17 protein-coding genes are annotated in these 18,194 nt (G+C 41.0%); 10 read left to right on the forward strand and 7 right to left on the reverse strand.

What is annotated here, in order from left to right; all coding sequences use genetic code 11:
• Positions 1-88 precede the first annotated feature (88 nt).
• A complete protein-coding gene (locus tag E0H81_RS02760) occupies positions 89-823 on the forward strand; it encodes a sulfite exporter TauE/SafE family protein (RefSeq protein WP_131316348.1) in 735 nt (244 codons plus the stop codon).
• Positions 824-1,009: 186 nt separating this feature from the next.
• A complete protein-coding gene (locus E0H81_RS02765; protein ID WP_131316350.1) occupies positions 1,010-1,339 on the forward strand; it encodes a hypothetical protein in 330 nt (109 codons plus the stop codon).
• A gap of 188 nt (positions 1,340-1,527) precedes the next feature.
• Here E0H81_RS02765 and E0H81_RS02770 read toward each other — a convergent pair whose 3' ends face one another.
• Positions 1,528-2,115: a 1-acyl-sn-glycerol-3-phosphate acyltransferase gene (locus tag E0H81_RS02770; protein WP_131316352.1), complete on the reverse strand. Its 588-nt coding sequence runs from the start codon at positions 2,113-2,115 to the stop codon at positions 1,528-1,530.
• 343 nt (positions 2,116-2,458) lie between these two features.
• Between E0H81_RS02770 and E0H81_RS02775 the strand changes: the two genes are divergently transcribed.
• Together E0H81_RS02775 and E0H81_RS02780 are read left to right on the forward strand one after the other, a co-directional pair.
• Complete coding sequence (locus E0H81_RS02775) at positions 2,459-2,953, forward strand: copper resistance protein NlpE (protein WP_131316354.1); 495 nt, start codon at positions 2,459-2,461, stop codon at positions 2,951-2,953.
• A 176-nt stretch (positions 2,954-3,129) separates the two neighbouring features.
• Positions 3,130-3,885: a copper resistance protein NlpE N-terminal domain-containing protein gene (locus E0H81_RS02780; RefSeq protein ID WP_165492578.1), complete on the forward strand. Its 756-nt coding sequence runs from the start codon at positions 3,130-3,132 to the stop codon at positions 3,883-3,885.
• Between the two features lie 68 nt (positions 3,886-3,953).
• Here the strand turns inward: E0H81_RS02780 and groL are convergent, their stop codons facing one another.
• The 4 genes from groL to E0H81_RS02800 all read right to left on the reverse strand — a co-directional run bounded on the left by groL (position 3,954) and on the right by E0H81_RS02800 (position 7,814).
• Entirely contained in the window at positions 3,954-5,588 is a 1,635-nt protein-coding gene (gene groL / locus E0H81_RS02785; RefSeq protein WP_131316358.1) for a chaperonin GroEL, read from the reverse strand.
• Between the two features lie 56 nt (positions 5,589-5,644).
• The gene (locus E0H81_RS02790; RefSeq protein WP_067863388.1) at positions 5,645-5,935 is read right to left on the reverse strand and encodes a co-chaperone GroES; all 291 of its coding nucleotides are present in this window, start codon (positions 5,933-5,935) and stop codon (positions 5,645-5,647) included.
• Positions 5,936-6,121: 186 nt separating this feature from the next.
• Positions 6,122-6,895, reverse strand: coding sequence for a metallophosphoesterase family protein (locus E0H81_RS02795; protein ID WP_131316360.1), 774 nt, complete (start codon positions 6,893-6,895; stop codon positions 6,122-6,124).
• Positions 6,876-7,814: a diacylglycerol/lipid kinase family protein gene (locus E0H81_RS02800; protein ID WP_131316362.1), complete on the reverse strand. Its 939-nt coding sequence runs from the start codon at positions 7,812-7,814 to the stop codon at positions 6,876-6,878. Before E0H81_RS02800 ends, E0H81_RS02795 begins: the two co-directional genes overlap by 20 nt.
• A 417-nt stretch (positions 7,815-8,231) precedes the next feature.
• On the opposite strand from E0H81_RS02800, the gene E0H81_RS02805 reads away from it, so the two are divergent.
• Complete coding sequence (locus E0H81_RS02805; protein WP_131316364.1) at positions 8,232-10,064, forward strand: phosphoenolpyruvate carboxykinase (GTP); 1,833 nt, start codon at positions 8,232-8,234, stop codon at positions 10,062-10,064.
• 98 nt (positions 10,065-10,162) lie between these two features.
• A complete protein-coding gene (locus E0H81_RS02810; RefSeq protein WP_131316366.1) occupies positions 10,163-10,525 on the forward strand; it encodes a hypothetical protein in 363 nt (120 codons plus the stop codon).
• Between the two features lie 132 nt (positions 10,526-10,657).
• Here the strand turns inward: E0H81_RS02810 and glpD are convergent, their stop codons facing one another.
• A complete protein-coding gene (gene glpD / locus E0H81_RS02815) occupies positions 10,658-12,178 on the reverse strand; it encodes a glycerol-3-phosphate dehydrogenase (RefSeq protein WP_131316368.1) in 1,521 nt (506 codons plus the stop codon).
• Positions 12,179-12,489: 311 nt separating this feature from the next.
• On the opposite strand from glpD, the gene E0H81_RS02820 reads away from it, so the two are divergent.
• From E0H81_RS02820 to E0H81_RS02830, 3 genes are all read left to right on the forward strand, one after another.
• Positions 12,490-13,797, forward strand: coding sequence for an MFS transporter (locus E0H81_RS02820; RefSeq protein WP_131316370.1), 1,308 nt, complete (start codon positions 12,490-12,492; stop codon positions 13,795-13,797).
• 267 nt (positions 13,798-14,064) lie between these two features.
• The gene (locus tag E0H81_RS02825; RefSeq protein ID WP_131316372.1) at positions 14,065-15,384 is read left to right on the forward strand and encodes an MFS transporter; all 1,320 of its coding nucleotides are present in this window, start codon (positions 14,065-14,067) and stop codon (positions 15,382-15,384) included.
• Between the two features lie 153 nt (positions 15,385-15,537).
• Positions 15,538-15,966: a hypothetical protein gene (locus E0H81_RS02830; protein WP_131266778.1), complete on the forward strand. Its 429-nt coding sequence runs from the start codon at positions 15,538-15,540 to the stop codon at positions 15,964-15,966.
• 35 nt (positions 15,967-16,001) lie between these two features.
• Here E0H81_RS02830 and E0H81_RS02835 read toward each other — a convergent pair whose 3' ends face one another.
• Positions 16,002-16,670, reverse strand: coding sequence for a class I SAM-dependent methyltransferase (locus E0H81_RS02835; RefSeq protein WP_131316374.1), 669 nt, complete (start codon positions 16,668-16,670; stop codon positions 16,002-16,004).
• 191 nt (positions 16,671-16,861) lie between these two features.
• On the opposite strand from E0H81_RS02835, the gene E0H81_RS02840 reads away from it, so the two are divergent.
• A complete protein-coding gene (locus E0H81_RS02840) occupies positions 16,862-18,088 on the forward strand; it encodes a transposase (RefSeq protein ID WP_131269528.1) in 1,227 nt (408 codons plus the stop codon).
• Positions 18,089-18,194 lie beyond the last annotated feature (106 nt).

Below are 18,194 nucleotides of genomic sequence, written 5' to 3' on the forward strand. Positions count from 1 at the left end.
TTAGATTTGCAGAAATACAGATAAATATAAGCTTGGCTTTTGCAGCAATCTTTAGAATACTGCTGCCTTTCCTTTTGACCTGATCGCTATGACTTGGCTGTTATTTATTCTTGGTGCGATGGTCGCAGGTTTTGTACAGGGACTCACAGGTTTTGCTTTTGCCTTAATTGCCATGTCTTTCTGGGTCTGGGTTCTGTCTCCGCAAATTGCTGCGCCTCTGGTGGTGTTTGCTTCGGTCTGGAGTCACATCATCTCCTTGTCCAATGAGAAAAAGCATCCTCATCTCAATAAATCGCTGGTTTTACCCTATTTAATTGCAGGACTGATTGGCGTGCCTTTAGGTACTTATTTGCTGCATATTATTCAGCCAGAAACTTTTAAATTGGTTTTAGGTTTATTTTTAGTGCTGTGGTGTCCGATCATGTTCTTTAATCCGCAATTTCCTCGACTGCAACAATCAGGCAAATTTGCAGATAGTCTGGTGGGATTTGTAGGAGGAATACTGGGTGGTTTAGGCGGATTTTGTGGTTCACTGCCTTCGGCTTGGGTCATGCTGAAAAACTTATCCAAACAAGAGCAGCGTTATATTTTACGGCATTTCAATTTCGGCATTCAGTTATTTACTTTAGTTGCCTATTTGCTGCAAGGCACACTGGAAATACAACTGCTGCCCTACATGGCCATCTTGCTGGTCAGTGTCAGTTTCCCTGCAATCTTGGGCGCAAAATTATTTTATAAAATTTCAGAACGGCAATTTAAACATACCGTGTTAAGTCTGTTATTTGCTTCAGGCGGCTTTTTAATTTTCAGTACCTTGATCTAAACTGATGAAGCATGAAATATTTAAAACACATATGCCGAGAATCAGGATTATTTTTTTTGAAAAGACAATCTAAAAAGTAGGATAAATCTCATTTAATCAAAAAACACTCACTTGATATTTCATATTCCATTAATGAAAGAGAAAGTTTTATACAATAACTTATCCCCTCCATTAGTTTTTCTCAAAATGAAAATCTTGATTTTGTTAGCAGGAATAATGCTGCTAACAGGCTGTAGCTTAGGCACATCTCGCGATATTAAACATGCCGAAAAAATGCTTTCATATTTTCAGTGTAATAAAATTGAAAGTGCACAAATGACGCATAGTTCCATTACCTCATATCACGAACAAGCACTGGCTTCTAGCCGTCAAAAAGCCGAATCTTATGTGCAAAGTTATAAGGAAGGTGAAGAGTTATTTGATGTTCCATTAAGTGATGTGATTAAGGAACAATATTTTATTTACCAAGAGGCTTGCCAGCATTTAGGTGGAATTAATCCGGCAGCAAATAAATGAGCCTATTTCTCTCATTAAGTGAATGCTCTATGGCTCTGATCCTCACTAAAAAGTGCTTAATCCCATAACACTGATAAATACTGAAATCTCGAGGCAATGCTTTTATGCTTTTTAAATGCAATCCAAGTTTTTAAATACAATCCACGTTTTTAAAGCAGGACAGGGAGATGTTCCCTGTCCTGTAAACCTTAGGCTTCAGTGTAATAACGCTTGTCGACACTAAAGTTTTCTGGGAATTTGGCGTTGATTTTTGAATAGAAGTCCATGATTTCAGCCATATCTTTTTCATAATCCCCTGTAGGATATACAATTTTACCTACACCGGTTTTTTTCTTGGCATAATCCATGTAGGCCAAGGCAATAGGTACACCTGCACTCGTTGCCACATGATAAAACCCGGTCTTCCATTGTTCCTGTTTTGCACGTGTTGCTTCAGGAGTCACCAGCATCACTAACTTCGGATGCTCTTTGAATAAATCGGTCATGACCTCAACCATACTTGGGCGCGGCTCGCCTTCTGCTTTTGGTGTACGGTCAATCCCGATCCCACCCAAAGCACGTACAAATGGCCCAAATGGAAACTTCATATAGCTGTCTTTAATGGTTAAACGAACATTTACCCCTAAAGCTTTTAGGGCTAAACGAGCATATAAAGCATCCCAATTGCTGGTGTGTGGTGCCGCAATCATCACGCACTGATCTAAATCAAGTGGCCAATGATTATCAATTTCCCAGCCCATCATTTTTAAACTTTGTTCAGCTAATTTTTCGAACACAAAAACACCACACCCTAATAAAGTGCGCAGATTTTAACAAGGTCATTAAAATAAGATAGCTCAATACGTATAATTAATGCTCAATTAATATATAAATGTATAACTTGGAATTTAAATAAAATCTATCTTTACTTTACCCTGATATACCGTGAAAAATTTATTCTTTTTTAATGCAGGATTGAATTTATATTTCAAAGGTTAAGTAAAAACAGCAAGATCTATTTTAAAAACAAGGCAAACAATAACAAAGCGCGAACAATATCACTCTTTAATAAAGATCCTTTTCTACCTAATTTTATAGGTAGCTTTAAAAGTTACGTTGTCATATAAAAGGAAATAAATCGTGAAAAAAACAATATTAATCCTGCCTCTGATCACTCTCGCTTTAGCTGCATGCAGTAAACCGAATACCGATACGCATGAAACTAATCAGGCACCTGAAAACACGGCGGCTCAAACGCAATCTATGCAGCCCACCAATACACAGCCCACCACGCAAGTCGGTGATACTGCAGAAACCTCACTGGATTGGATTGGTGAATATAAGGGCATTTTCCCATGCGCGGATTGTCAAGGCATTGAAACCGAACTTGAGTTAAAAGCAGACAAGACTTATGAATTAACGCAAGAATACTTGGGCAAAGGAAAAAATAATGAATCTAAAGTAAAAGGCACTTTTAGCTTCGATCCCGATCATCCATCGGTCATTCGCTTAGATAAGGCAGGTGAAAATCGTAAATTTTTTGTAGGTGAGAATTTTGTTGAAGCGCGCGATATCAATACAGGCAAAGTGATTGATTCAAAGCTGAACTACAAATTACAGAAAGATCTGAATTAATTTAACGCCTTTCTTCTCTACACAAAAAGCCTGAAACAGGGCTTTTTTAGTCTCTTTATTCTTATCCATTCGTCACGATTTGCTACAAATAAATCATTTATTTGACGGCTTAATACTAGCGAGATTAATCACTTATGCTTATGGTTAAAAAATATCTTTCTAATTAAATGATCATTATGAAACAAGCGATGATTACACTTAGTTTTTTTGCCATGTTATTTTCAAGTGGCTGCGATAATACGAGTACCTCATCCCTGAATGAAAAAGTTAAACCAGCTGAACAACCTTCAAAACCTGTACCGGTTCAAGTTCCAAATTGGGTGGGCCATTACAAAGCATTTATTCCCTGTGCTGCTTGTGAAAAACAACTTGTTTCACTGCGACTTCATCAAGACAAAACCTACACGCTAAAAGAAGCGAGTCTTTTTAAACAAAAGATGAAACAAAAAGAGTCTTCAGGCACATTCGTTTTCGATGAGAAAAATTCAAATTTATTGCAATTAATTGACGATAAAACCAAGCAGAACCGTTATTTTTCTTTGCATGATCATTCAATAGAACCACTTGATCAGAATAAAAACCAATTCAAAGATTTTGAGCAGTACCAAATTCCTCAAGTACAAAATATTGAAGTGAATAATGCACTCAAATATGTAGATATTCAGGCGGATTTATTTAAATCAGAAAAAGTAGAATCGAATGGCATTAAAAGCACCAAATTGACGTATTTTTTTGAAATTAATAATCACTCAGATCGAGCGCTTAAATTACGCGACAGCGATATTGTTTTAATAGATGCCAAGAATAACGAACATGTTTCTACATTTGAAAATAATCCAATTTCACCGATTAAAGCGAATAAAACCCAACATGAGCTGATATCGTTTATTTATCCTGAATCCTATCAAGCGGCTTATATCAACATTAAATAATTTGAAAAAAGATATAAAAAATCCCCGCATCAAGCGGGGATTTTTTTAGATCGAATGATCAGTATGAATTACATCATACCGCCCATACCACCCATGCCGCCCATATCAGGCATTGCAGGTTTGTCTTCTGGGAGATCAGTGATCATGCATTCAGTTGTTAACATTAAAGCAGCAACAGAAGCAGCGTGTTCAAGTGCAGAACGCGTTACTTTTGCAGGGTCAAGAATACCCATTTCAAGCATGTCGCCATATTCGCCAGTCGCTGCGTTATAACCGAAGTTACCTTCGCCATTTTTAACAGCGTTGATCACTACAGATGGTTCATCACCTGCGTTTGCAACGATTTGACGAAGCGGTGCTTCAATCGCACGACGTAAAATGTTGATACCGACATTTTGGTCATCGTTTGCGCCCACAACACCATCAAGTGCTTTAGCTGCACGTACTAGCGCAACACCACCACCTGCAACAACACCTTCTTCAACCGCAGCGCGAGTTGCGTGAAGTGCATCGTCAACACGGTCTTTTTTCTCTTTCATTTCAACTTCAGTTGCAGCACCGATTTTGATCACTGCAACACCGCCTGCTAATTTAGCAACGCGTTCTTGAAGTTTTTCTTTGTCGTATTCTGAAGTTGATTCTTCAATTTGCGCACGGATTTGTTGAACGCGGTCTGAAATTTGAGCTGCATTACCTGCGCCATCAACAAGCACTGTGTTTTCTTTAGAAACAGTTACTTTATGCGCTGTACCCAAGTTTTCTAAAGTCGCTTGTTCAAGTGACATGCCAATTTCTTCAGAAATTACAGTACCACCCGTCAAGATCGCGATGTCTTGAAGCATTGCTTTACGACGGTCACCAAAACCAGGTGCTTTAACCGCACATACTTTGATAATACCGCGCATGTTGTTTACTACAAGAGTTGCCAATGCTTCGCCTTCAACATCTTCAGCAATAATAAGCAGTGGTTTACCTGTTTTAGCAACCGCTTCTAATACACTGATCAATTCACGAATGTTGCCAATTTTCTTGTCAACAAGAAGAATGAACGGGTTTTCAAGTTCAGCGGTTAACGTGTCTTGTTTGTTTGCAAAGTACGGGCTGATATAACCACGGTCAAACTGCATACCTTCAACAACGTCAAGCGAATCTTCAAAGCCTGAACCTTCTTCAACAGTGATTACGCCTTCTTTACCCACACGTTCCATTGCTTGCGCAATAAGTTTACCTACAGTGGTGTCAGAGTTAGCAGAGATCGAACCAACTTGTTCAATCGCTTTCGTATCAGAAGCAGGTTTAGCCGTTGCTTTAATGTTTTCAACTACAGCGCGAACTGCAAGGTCGATACCACGTTTCAAATCCATTGGATTCATACCGGCAGTAACTGATTTGATCCCTTCGTTCAAAATTGCTTGAGCCAATACAGTTGCAGTGGTTGTACCGTCACCTGCGATGTCATTGGTTTTTGAAGATACTTCACGAACCAATTGCGCGCCCATGTTTTCAAACTTGTCTTTAAGCGTAATTTCTTTGGCAACCGTTACACCATCTTTAGTGATGTGTGGTGAACCGAAAGAACGGTCAATGACAACGTTACGACCTTTAGGACCTAAAGTTACTTTTACCGCATCTGCAAGGATGTTTACGCCTGCAATCATTTTGCTGCGCGCTGAATCACCAAATTTTACTTCTTTAGCTGACATGCTTTACTCCAAATATTTTAATTTTCAAAAAATTTGATTAACTGAAAAGGTCTGAATTAGTCTTCTAAAACGGCTAAAATGTCAGACTCTTTCATAATAAGAAGTTCTTCGCCTTGAAATTTTACAGTGGTTCCTGCATAAGTACCGAACAATACTTTGTCGCCTACTTTAACGTCTAAAGCGCGTACGCCATTGTCAGTAATCTGACCATTACCTGCTGCAATGATTTCACCTTGAGCCGGTTTTTCAGCAGCAGAACCTGGAAGTAAAATACCGCCAGCAGTTTTAGTTTCTTCTTCAACACGACGAATAACTACACGATCATGTAATGGACGAATATTGCTCATTGGAAACTCCATCAGACTAAGTCTTTTATTAGTGAAGTAATGATGACTTTGTTATTCCATCGGTCATCATCAAAAAAATAATTTCGATGACACTTTGGTGGGGATGGAAAAAAACGCTTCAAGGGGCAAACGAAAAAAAAGTGCCGTTTTTGTATTTTTTTTAATCAACTCTCAATGTTTCTTCATTTATTCAGCATTTTCTTCTTTTAATACAAATTCTTTTTGTTTCCCATCAAAGTAATAATGCTCTACATCTGCATTCGCATAAATGACATTAAAACTGTTGGGTAAGCCACGATGCAGCCGATATGAAGTCGCCGTTCCAGCATGAATATCCAGTACAGGGTGTGCGACGCCTAAATGATAAATCTGGTTTAAATCGTAAACTGCCGATTGATGTAAATGTCCATGCAATAATCCATTCAAGCCACTTTGACTCCAGGACTCCAAAGCCATCCGTCCCAGCATCGGACAGTCTTTGACCCCATGCGGATTATTCGGTGGCGTATAAAAAGGCTGATGCGCCACGATCAGTTTGATTTTATCTTCAGGTGCGATCATTAACGACTGGTCAATCTGCTGGATTTGCTCCAACGAGATATGACCGCGGGTGTGATAACGACGTCGAATACTATTTACCCCAATAATATAAAAATGTGCAGTCTCTAAAGTCGTTTCCATGTTGCCAAAAAATAATTTATAACGGGTAAATGGACTAAAAATGCGATTCCACAACTGATACAACGGAATATCGTGATTACCTGGCACCACCAAATACGGCAGATTTAAGCTTTCCAAAAACTGTTTACAGTCATAAAACTGCCTATAGCGTGCACGCTGGGTTAAATCACCACTTACCACGATGGCCTCTATTGGGTGCTCTTGGCAAAAGAGACGGATTGCAGCCATACAGGCGGGCTTTTCCGTCCCAAAATGTAAATCAGACAGATGCAGAATCATGAGGCACCAGTATTTTCAATGCATTTTTACGGACTGAAATTTTAAGCGGAGGCTGCATTTCAACAATTTCACCATCCAGTGCAACCGTTAATTTTTTTCGTTTCGAATGCACTTCGACTTCATCTCCAGAAAAGCTATATACATCTGGTGCTTTGTCCAAGTTTCCCTTTATCAGTTGCCATAAGATTTTAAACAATGTGCGTTTGTCACTTTTGGCGACCACTATGCCTGCGACCTTGCCTTTTTCAGCAGCTTCAGCAATACGCAGATTCATCTCTGCCAGTTGCAACTGGTTATTGCCAAAGAAAATTAGTGGCGTTTTCACAGGATACTGTTTTCCATCCACTTCTATTTCAAGTTTCAACTCTTTACGGTCACGAATCAGCACATCCAGACCAGAGGTATAGGCATTTAAAGCAAAACGGCCCAAGCGCCGGTTATATAATTCACGTTTTTGAATAAATAAAGGATATAGCCCCAAACTGGCATTGTTTAAATAAATATGATCATTGATTTGCGCAACATGTACTTCACGAATTTTGCCTGTCGCAATGGTTTCAGCAGCTTTTAGTAAATCCAGAGGAATATTGAGCAATCGCGCCACATAATTAAAGGTTCCCAGAGGGAAAATACCCATCGGGATATCCGTCCCCATCAGCTGTGCCGCAACAGCATTCAAGGTTCCATCACCACCCGCGGCAACCACAACACCCGCTTCACTCGCCTGTTGATGGCGTAAAATAACTTTTTCCATCAAATGATTGAAATTTGCTTCTGTACCAATTTCAAAGGCTTGAATTTCATAACCATAAGCCGTTAAGCATGTCATAAGTTGTTCATAGACTTCATCTTTGTCTGCAGCATGAAATCCCGACTTTTCGTTATAAATAAGCGACAAGGGCTTTAAAGGTTCTGACATTTTCTATACTTTTTTGAAGCAATTGCTCTAATCTTGTCCAATTTATCGGCAATTAAAAGCATGTTTATGTAAAATTCGAATGACAACCATTTATTTAATCAATAATAATTCTCATAAAAAAAATAACATTAAGTTGTTGTTTTTAAAATACATAATTTAAATAAATAACACCCATCACAATTAAAAATATTAAAAACAGGGAAAAATAAATATCATAAGTTATTGTTTTTATAAGTCTTTAATAAGCATAAGCATAATCTTCCAACCTATTTCACATACTTCTTTAGTCTTATTTTTTTTACGATTTTATGCTTTAATACAGCCACTTTTTTTTATATTTTCATCCAGGCGATGTATCCCATTGCTTGGATTGTACTTTGTACATTCAAATTGTACACATTTGAGATAGGCCTCACCATGACCCAAGTGAACGCACCAGAATTCGTTCGTCACCCTAAGCTTATTGCATGGGTTGAAGAAATTGCAAAATTAACGAAGCCAGCGAAAATTGAATGGTGTGACGGTAGCGCAGAAGAATATCAACGTTATATCGACTTGATGATCGCTAACGGCACTATGCAAGCGCTGAACCAAGAAAAACATCCTGGTTCTTACTTAGCTAATTCTGATCCTTCTGACGTTGCTCGTGTTGAAGGTCGCACATATATCTGCTCAGAAAAACAAGAAGATGCAGGCGCGACAAACAACTGGGAAGCACCTGCTGAAATGCGTACGCGTTTAAGCGGTTTGTTTGATGGTTGCATGAAAGGTCGTACCTTGTACGTTGTTCCTTTCTCTATGGGTCCTTTAGGTTCTCATATTGCACACATCGGTATCGAATTAACTGACTCTCCTTACGTTGCGGTAAGCATGTCTAAAATGGCTCGCATGGGTAAAGCTGTTTATGACGTTCTTGGTACTGACGGCGAATACGTTCCTTGCGTACACACTGTAGGTGCTCCGCTTGAAGCAGGTCAAAAAGACGTTGCATGGCCTTGCAACCCTGAAAAATACATCGTGCATTATCCAGAAACTCGTGAAATCTGGTCTTACGGTTCTGGTTACGGCGGTAACGCATTGTTGGGTAAAAAATGCCTGGCTTTACGTATTGCATCTTCAATGGGTCGTCAACAAGGCTGGTTAGCTGAACACATGCTGATCCTTGGTGTGACTAATCCACAAGGTGAAAAACACTACATCGCAGCTGCATTCCCTTCTGCTTGTGGTAAAACCAACTTTGCCATGTTGATTCCACCAGCAGGCTATGAAGGCTGGAAAATTGAAACTGTAGGTGACGATATTGCCTGGATCAAACCTGGTGAAGACGGTCGCTTATATGCAATCAACCCTGAAGCTGGTTTCTTCGGTGTAGCGCCTGGTACAAATACCAAGACCAACCCGAACTGTATGGCAACCATGCACAAAGACGTGATTTATACCAACGTTGCTGTGACTGATAACGGTGAAGTATGGTGGGAAGGTCTGACTAAAGAAGCGCCTGCTAACCTGACCAACTGGAAAGGTCAACCACACACTGGCGAAGAAAAAGCGGCTCATCCAAATGCTCGCTTCACTGTTGCTGCCGGTCAATGCCCTTCTATTGACGCTGACTGGGAAAATCCAGCGGGTGTTCCAATTTCTGCGTTCATCTTCGGTGGTCGCCGTGCAGACACCGTGCCTTTGGTTTCTGAAGCTTTCGACTGGGTTGATGGCGTTTATAAAGCGGCAACCATGGGTTCTGAAACTACTGCTGCTGCTGTTGGTCAACAAGGCGTAGTTCGTCGCGATCCATTTGCGATGCTTCCATTTGCTGGCTACAACATGGCTGACTACTTCTCTCACTGGTTAGAAATGGGTGAACAAGTAGCAGTTAAAGCTGAAGCTGCTGGCAACAAACTTCCTAAGATCTTTAACGTAAACTGGTTCCGCCGTGATGCTGAAGGCAACTTCGTATGGCCTGGTTTCGGTCAAAACATGCGTGTTCTTGAGTGGATGATTGATCGTTGTGAAGGCCGCGCTGAAGCGACTGAAACTCCAATCGGCTTGGTTCCTACTTATGAACAATTGAACTGGACGGGTATCGACTTCTCTAAAGAGCAATTCGAAACTGTTACGGCACAACACAAAGATCAATGGATCAAAGAGTTGGAAAGCCACACTGAATTGTTCACTAAATTGGGTGAACGTTTACCGGCTGCACTTAAAGCACGTCAAAACGAGCTTTTAGAAGCTGTTAAAAAATCTGCTTAATTTTTTGAATTAATTGATAAAAGGTCACTTCGGTGGCCTTTTTTTTACGCTAATATAAGCCCGCAAATAACTCTATAACAATAAAAGAAGAAAATCTCATGTTAAAAACATTCGCACTTACAACTTACCTACTCGGTTTATCTAGCCTAACCCTGGCTCAAGAGACTACAGAACAATCGGCTCTTCACATCTGTGCCATCAAAGGCACGCCTGACTCAAGCCAATTTCAGGTCAAAAAACGCATTAAAGTTGCTAAAGGTACTTATGGTAGCGTAGAAGAGCTGTATTCACGTTTTGCAGAACGTGCACATCAGGTCGGCGGTAACGTGGTGATTAACTACAATGCCAGCCAACGATTTGGTTTCTGGCCTTGGCGCATGGTACGTCCAGTGATTTTGGGTACTGCAGTTAAATGGAATACCCCTGTCAACTGTACAGCAATGGGCGGCGTTGAAATTTAAAACAGTTTAAAATATAAAGCTAAATGCAGTCTCAGCTAAAAATTTAATTGAAGATCAATATTGAAGATCAATACTGCAATTTGACTCAAATAAAAGACCGTCTTAACGGTCTTTTATTTCATGTTTAAAAACTTAAGCTGCAGTATCCTGCGATCTCTTCACCAGCAACTTCGAAAGATATTGATCTAATACCTGAATCTCTTCATCCGTAAATTGATAGCCTAGCTTGGTTCTGCGCCATAAAATGTCCTGGCTGGTTCTGGCCCATTCTTGATCTACCAGATAATCGACTTCTCTGGCAAATAAGCCATGTCCAAAGTCATCACCAAGTTCATCCCTCGCCGTAATATCACTTATAAATTTCCATACCCGTGAACCATAAGCATGCGCCCAGCGCGAAGCCAACTGCAACGGCGCATCTTCGATGCTTTGCATAATTTTCTGAATTAAGCGTTCAACCGAAACCAGATTTTCTGCGCCGGGCAATAAGGCTTTTTCAGTCCAGGGCTTGTTCATGTTCGGAAGGAAAGGTTGCAAATGTGCAACTGCAGATTCTGCCAGCTTTCGATAGGTCGTCAGCTTTCCGCCAAACACTGAAAGCAAAGGCGCATCATCTTTCTGCTCATGCGACATTGCCAATGTATAGTCGCGGGTAATCGCAGATGGATTATCAGACTCATCGTCACATAAAGACCGAACCCCTGAATAAGTCCATAAAATGTCTTCAACACCTAACTGATGCTTGAAATGATCATTATAAACATCCAGCAAATAATCAATTTCAGCTGGGGTAATCTGAACCCGATCTAAATCGCCTTGGTATTCATGATCAGTGGTTCCAATCAGGGTGTATTGCTCCAGATAAGGAATCGCAAAAACAATCCGCTGATCATCATTTTGCAGAATAAAAGCTTGATCGCCTTCATATATTCTCGGCACAATAATATGACTGCCTTGAACGAGTCGAAGCCCATAAGGTGATTTTTGTTTCAAGTTCTGTTGAATAAATTGCGCGACCCACGGCCCCGCAGCATTCACCAATACTTTAGCCTGAATTTGGTAAGCACCTTGCGCATTTTCCAACTGCACCAGCCACAACCCATTTTCACGGTATGCAGCGCTACATTGTGTTTGAGTAACAATATGCGCACCCAGCTCATGGGCTTGCAGCGCATTTAAGACCACCAGACGCGCATCATCTACAGCGCAGTCTGAATATTCAAAACCCTGCGTTATTTCTTCTTTTAAAGGACTGGTTGCGGCATCAAAAGCAATCTGTTTCGAACCGGCTAATTTTTCTCGTTTACCCAGATGATCATAAACAAATAAACCGGTCCGGATGAGCCATGCAGGACGTAAATAGGGCTGATGAGGCATGATAAAACGCAAGGGACGAATAATATGCGGTGCTTTGGCCAATAAAACTTCGCGCTCAACCAGCGCTTCATGCACTAAACGAAACTCTTTATGTTCAAGATAACGTAAACCACCATGAATAAGCTTGCTGCTTGCAGAAGATGTATGGCTGGCCAAATCATCCTTTTCACATAAAAATACAGACAACCCTCGCCCTGCTGCATCAACTGCAATACCAACGCCATTGATGCCTCCACCAACCACGACCACATCATAGACCGGATGACTCATTTGCATGATCACCTCCTCTAATTATATTAAAACAGCTGACTTAAATTTATTGTTGTTCCAGGAAACTTAACACTATTCAAAGTGAAATGACACTTGGAAATCAGGGGTGAATGGAATGAATATAAAATAATAATGGGGTTGTCAGATCAAAAATAAACTCAGGATATAAATCATCAATCCAACTCTTATTTCAACTACTTCACTTTCAAGCAGTTAAATTTCGCACACTTTTTATACAAAACTGGAAACCGCTACGCTTATGCCGTCAAAACAATAGGTTTAATATCTAAAAGCAATAACAAAATGGACTTTGATACATGATTGAACAAAACGTTCCTCAAGTAAATCTGGACACCAAGACACGGGTCAAATCCATTCTGGGTGGCTCAGCAGGTAACCTGGTTGAATGGTATGACTGGTATGTCTATGCGGCATTTACATTATATTTTGCTCATGCATTCTTCCCCAAAGGCAGTCAAACCGCACAACTCCTCCAAGCTGCCGCCATTTTCGCAGTCGGCTTTTTAATGCGTCCGATTGGTGCCTGGATTATGGGCATCTACTCGGATAAAAAAGGACGAAAATCAGGTCTCACTCTTTCTGTGACGCTGATGTGTATTGGTTCCCTGATGATTGCGGTCTCTCCTACCCATGATCAAATCGGAATATTTGCGCCCATTATTTTAGTGATTGCCCGACTCATTCAGGGCTTAAGCGTCGGTGGAGAATATGGTGCCAGTGCCACCTATTTAAGTGAAATGGCAGAACGAAACCGGCGTGGTTTCTTTTCCAGTTTTCAGTACGTTACTTTAATTGCCGGTCAGCTTACCGCACTTTGCGTGCTACTAATTTTGCAGTTTGTACTGACTGAAGAACAACTGCATGACTGGGGTTGGCGCATTCCATTTTTTATTGGTGCATGTTTGGCGATTGTTGTGTTCTATATCCGTCGTGGACTGCTCGAAACCCAATCTTTTAAAAACGCACAACAAGATAAAACCCAGCCTCAATCGAGTATGTTTGCGCTGTTTAAGCATTATCCCAAACAGGCATTTACGGTGCTGTTTTTAACCGCTGGCGGTACGGTGGCCTTCTATACCTACACCACTTATCTGCAAAAATATTTAGTCAATACTTCCGGGTTTAGTAAACCTGAAGCCACGCAAATCACCACCTTGGCGCTGTTTCTTTTCATGTGTTTGCAGCCAGCTGCGGGTGCATTGTCAGACAGAATTGGTCGTAAACCGCTGATGATTTCTTTTGGGGTACTCGGTGTCTTATTTACCTACTTCCTGTTCGATAAATTAGGCCAGACCCAAGACTACTGGTCCGCATTCTGGATCTGTTTAGCCGGACTGGTCATTGTCACAGGCTATACTTCCATTAATGCCGTGGTGAAAGCCGAGCTATTCCCTGCACATATTCGTGCATTAGGCGTCGCGCTTCCCTATGCACTTGCCAATACGCTCTTTGGCGGAACAGCAGAGTTTTTTGCACTGAGCTTCAAGGAAGCTGGACATGAATCGTGGTTCTTTATTTATGTCACTATCTTAATTTCGATTTCATTGATTGTTTATATCTTTATGAAAGATACCAAACATCATTCAGAAATTAAAGAACACTAATCCACCTTCACTTTTAAAAGCCTTTCTCTGAAAGGCTTTTTTATTTGTCTGTTGTATTGAATAAAAATAATGAGTTAGATGTACTAAACGGTCAAAATCAAAACAACACCTAGACTAAAGTCGAATGAAGAAGCCAAACCATGAGCGTATAAGGTACCTGTAAAAATTTATTTCTATCTCCCACAACAAAATATATGTTTTTAAATTTTTTTCGTTTTGAAGAATTTAAAAGGATGTGTTTTGCCAACATTCTTTTGGAGAATTGTTGTGACAGATTCATCTTCTCAGGTTGCAGCTCCGCAACTTGACGGAAAAACTCGTTTCAAATCTATCCTTGGCGGCTCCGCAGGGAATTTAGTTGAATGGTATGACTGGTATGTCTATGCCGCATTCACCTTGTACTTTGCTTCCCAATTTTTCCCTGAAGGCGATGATACTGTCAAACTGCTCCAAGCAGCAGCGGTATTTGCACTCGGTTTCCTTATGCGTCCGATTGGCGCATGGATTATGGGTATTTATGCGGATCGCAAAGGCCGTAAAGCAGGTTTAACCCTTTCAGTTTCACTAATGTGTGTCGGCTCACTGATTATTGCCTGTGCGCCCACCTATTCATCTGTGGGTATGCTTGCACCTGCCCTATTATTGTTTGCGCGTTTATTGCAAGGTCTCAGTGTAGGCGGTGAATATGGTTCTAGTGCAACCTATTTAACTGAAATGGCGGGTAAAAAACATCGTGGTTTCTTCTCAAGTTTCCAGTATGTGACTTTAATTTCAGGTCAGTTGCTTGCGCTATGTGTGCTGATCGTTTTACAACGCACACTTACTGAAGGTCAGCTGTCTGAATGGGGATGGCGTATTCCTTTCGCAATTGGTGCCTTACTGGCCATTGTCGTATTCTGGATTCGTCGCGGTCTGGTTGAAACTCAATCCTCTAAAGAAGTTCAGGAACAGGCAAAAAATGGTGGACCTAAATCAGGTGCACTGGCTTTATTTACCAAATATCCAAAACAAGCCTTTACGGTAATTATGCTGACTGCCGGCGGTACGCTTGCTTTCAATACATTTACGACATATTTGCAAAAATATCTGGTCAATACGTCTGGCTTTGAGAAAACTACTGCAACCGAAATCACCACTGCTGCCATCTTTATCTTCATGTTGCTTCAACCTGCGGTGGGCGCGTTATCCGATAAAATTGGTCGTAAACCGGTTATGATCGCCTTTGGTGTATTGGGTGTATTGTTTACCATTCCAATTTTTAATGGCTTGGGATCAACAACAAATCCAACCACTGCATTCATGCTTTGTATGAGTGGCATGGTGATTGTCACTGGCTATACTGCCATTAATGCGGTAGTAAAAGCGGAACTGTTCCCTGCACATATTCGTGCATTGGGGGTCGCTTTACCTTATGCCATTGCCAATACCCTATTTGGTGGTACAGCAGAACTTGTTGCGCTTAGCTTTAAAAATGCAGGACATGAAAACTACTTCTTCTACTACATTACTTTCATGATTGGCTTGTCTCTCATTACCTATGTATTTATGAAAGACACCAAAAAACACAGCATGATTACCGACGACTAATTCCAATGTAATTATTTGAATAATCATCTAAAAAAGCTTTCCAAGTTGTCACAATTGGAAAGCTTTTTTATTGAATATACGCCTTGATCACATCGTTAAAAAAGCAGGCTTATGGCATACTAAATACAATAATAAGGCTTGGAACTTTTGAAGATGAACAATACCTATAAATTGCTTGGCTTAGGTTTTATGGCGCTTGGACTCGCTGCGTGTCAAAGCACACCGCGTCAATATAATGGTAATGTCGGCTATCAGATTGAAAGCCAGTCAGCTAACTCGGCAACCTTGGCTTATACTTTGTCAGGTCGTAAAAACCAGACAGTCGATGAGACAAAATTACAACGCGCTTGTCAAAAAGTATTGGGTTTAAATAAACAATACAAAGTAGATATTTTAAGCATTAGTGAAATTGCCAACCCGGCAATACAGACACCACAATATGGCCGTCAACTGGGTCAAAGTCGCACCAGTCTGAGCTTAAGTAATACTCCTGACTTACACAACCGAGAAAATATGGCGACCCGTGAAGCTTTAGAAGCGCGTCCAACAACCTTAAGTGTGGTTCGTTATACTTGTTCTTAATCGCTTTAAATGACGTGTAAATAAAAAGACGTTGTTTACAGCGTCTTATAAAAACTCACATTTCTAAATTCTTTAGATTCATCCAAGTCTGGCCAAGTCGTGGCACTTCGTTCATCTAATTTTTGATATTTTGGATGACTGAAATTTTTCACTCGACTGTCTGCAACCCACACCTCAGATGAAAATTTTAAAAACTCATCCAGGAAAAAACGATTGCATTGGTCATATAAAACGTCCGCTGCTAACAGCACATCGACTTGTTCTGCTTTATACAAGTCATCCAGATATTCCAGTTCCACATCATTCAATTCAGCATTGGCACGGCAGGCATCCAGACTGACTTTGTCGATATCACAACAAATCACACGTTTAGCCCCTGCCATTTTCGCTGCAATCGCGACTACACCCGATCCTGCACCAAAGTCGAGGACGACCTTGTCTTTGACCTGATGCTGCTCTGCAAGCAACCACTGCGCCATCGCAAGCCCAGATGCCCAACAGAAAATCCAGTACGGTGTATCGTTCCAGATGCGACGAATAACTTCATCATCTAGACGATCGGTTGGAAATACAGGTGGAATCAGCCAAAGTGAAATAGGTGTTTCAGGCAATTGCTGCACCAGCAGCTCACAACCAGGAATCACATCATGCAAAGCTTGAAGAAGATGCTCAGGCGCTTTAGGAAATTGAAAAGTACAGCTCATTAGATTTGTTATTCGTTTTAGATTTAAGAAATGAATACTTGTCTAGACAAGAAGTTCCCTCTCCTTTTAGGCATAGGTATCTACACAATTTCCGAGCTTTGCGTTAAATTGAAGAGCATGCTCTTCAATTTAACATCTCTGGCCTGGATCAGCGTCTTGTCAAACGCTATAACAGCCTTGTAAAACTCAATATGACTCCTCTTGCTTCACTTGCTCCCGCAATCAAAGACCTGGCCTCTACCCAAAAGTCGAGTTTCTCAACTACACAGGCAGTTTGGCGATTCCTGAATAATGATAAAATCTCTTTTAGTCAATTAAACCAGCCGATTAAGCTTCTTGCATGCGAACAGATCAAGACATCATCGCATCAGTATGCATTAATCGTTCATGACTGGTCTCAACTGCAGTATGTGAAGCACAATCATAAGGTTCAGCGTCTTCAAAGAACACAGGCGAATTCAGGCTATGAATTGCAAAGCAGTTTACTTGTCGATGCGTCATCAGGGCTCCCGATTGCGCCATTAGCTCAGACGATAACAGATGCATCCGGCTGTTATTCCACATTCAGTGAACAATACAGCGAGCGCAAGTCCCATTTGGACTCACTCGCAGAACAAATCAAAATGATTGAACAGTATCCGATTGAGAAAACAAAAGTCCATATCATTGACCGTGAAGGAGACTCGATTGCCCACTTGAGGGAAATCAGCAGCCATGGTTTTAAATGGTTGATCCGAGCTAAAGAAAGCCATCGGATTGAGCATCAAGGGGAAACCTGCAAAGTTGCAGAAGCCACAGAAAAAGTAGTAACTCAGCAGGTTAAGCCGATTGCTTATAAAGGAAACCGGCATATGCTGCATGTTGGAGAAACCGATATTCGGATAACGCGTGCAGCAAAACCGAAGAGAAAAGATGATTCAGGCCAACGGGTTGCTCCCCAGCCAGGCAAGGCGGTTGCAGCCAGATTAATTGTTGCTGTGGTGAAAGATGCTCAAGGTAAAACAGTCGCGAGATGGTCGCTGATCAGCAATGTTTCTTCAGAGATTGATGCGGTAGAACTAACCACCTGGTATTACTGGCGCTGGACAATTGAGTGCTATTTCAAGCTTCTCAAGCAGGCAGGCCATGACGTTGAATCATGGCTTCAGACCACACCTGCAGCGATTTTAAGACGGCTCCTGATCAGCAGTATGGCGTGTGTGCTGACTTGGCGAATACAGCGTTCTGAAGATGAACAAAATCAGAAAATTCGTATATTTCTGGCCCGTCTTTCAGGCCGACAGCAGAAGAGAGGTAAGTTGGAAAGTGCACCTGCAATATTGGCAGGACTTTCGATTTTACTGAACACTCTTCAACTGCTCTCAGAATATTCAATAGATGAACTGAATGAAATCGCAACAATTGCATTAGGTACCTAAAGATGTGTAGATACCTATGCCTTTTAGGAGAGGGTTAGGGAGAGGTTTTAATTTACTTTAAATCCCTCATCCTAACCTTCTCCCAGAGGGAGAAGAAACAAAAGCA

Source organism: Acinetobacter terrestris (assembly GCF_004331155.1).
Taxonomy (GTDB): Bacteria; Pseudomonadota; Gammaproteobacteria; order Pseudomonadales; family Moraxellaceae; genus Acinetobacter; species Acinetobacter terrestris.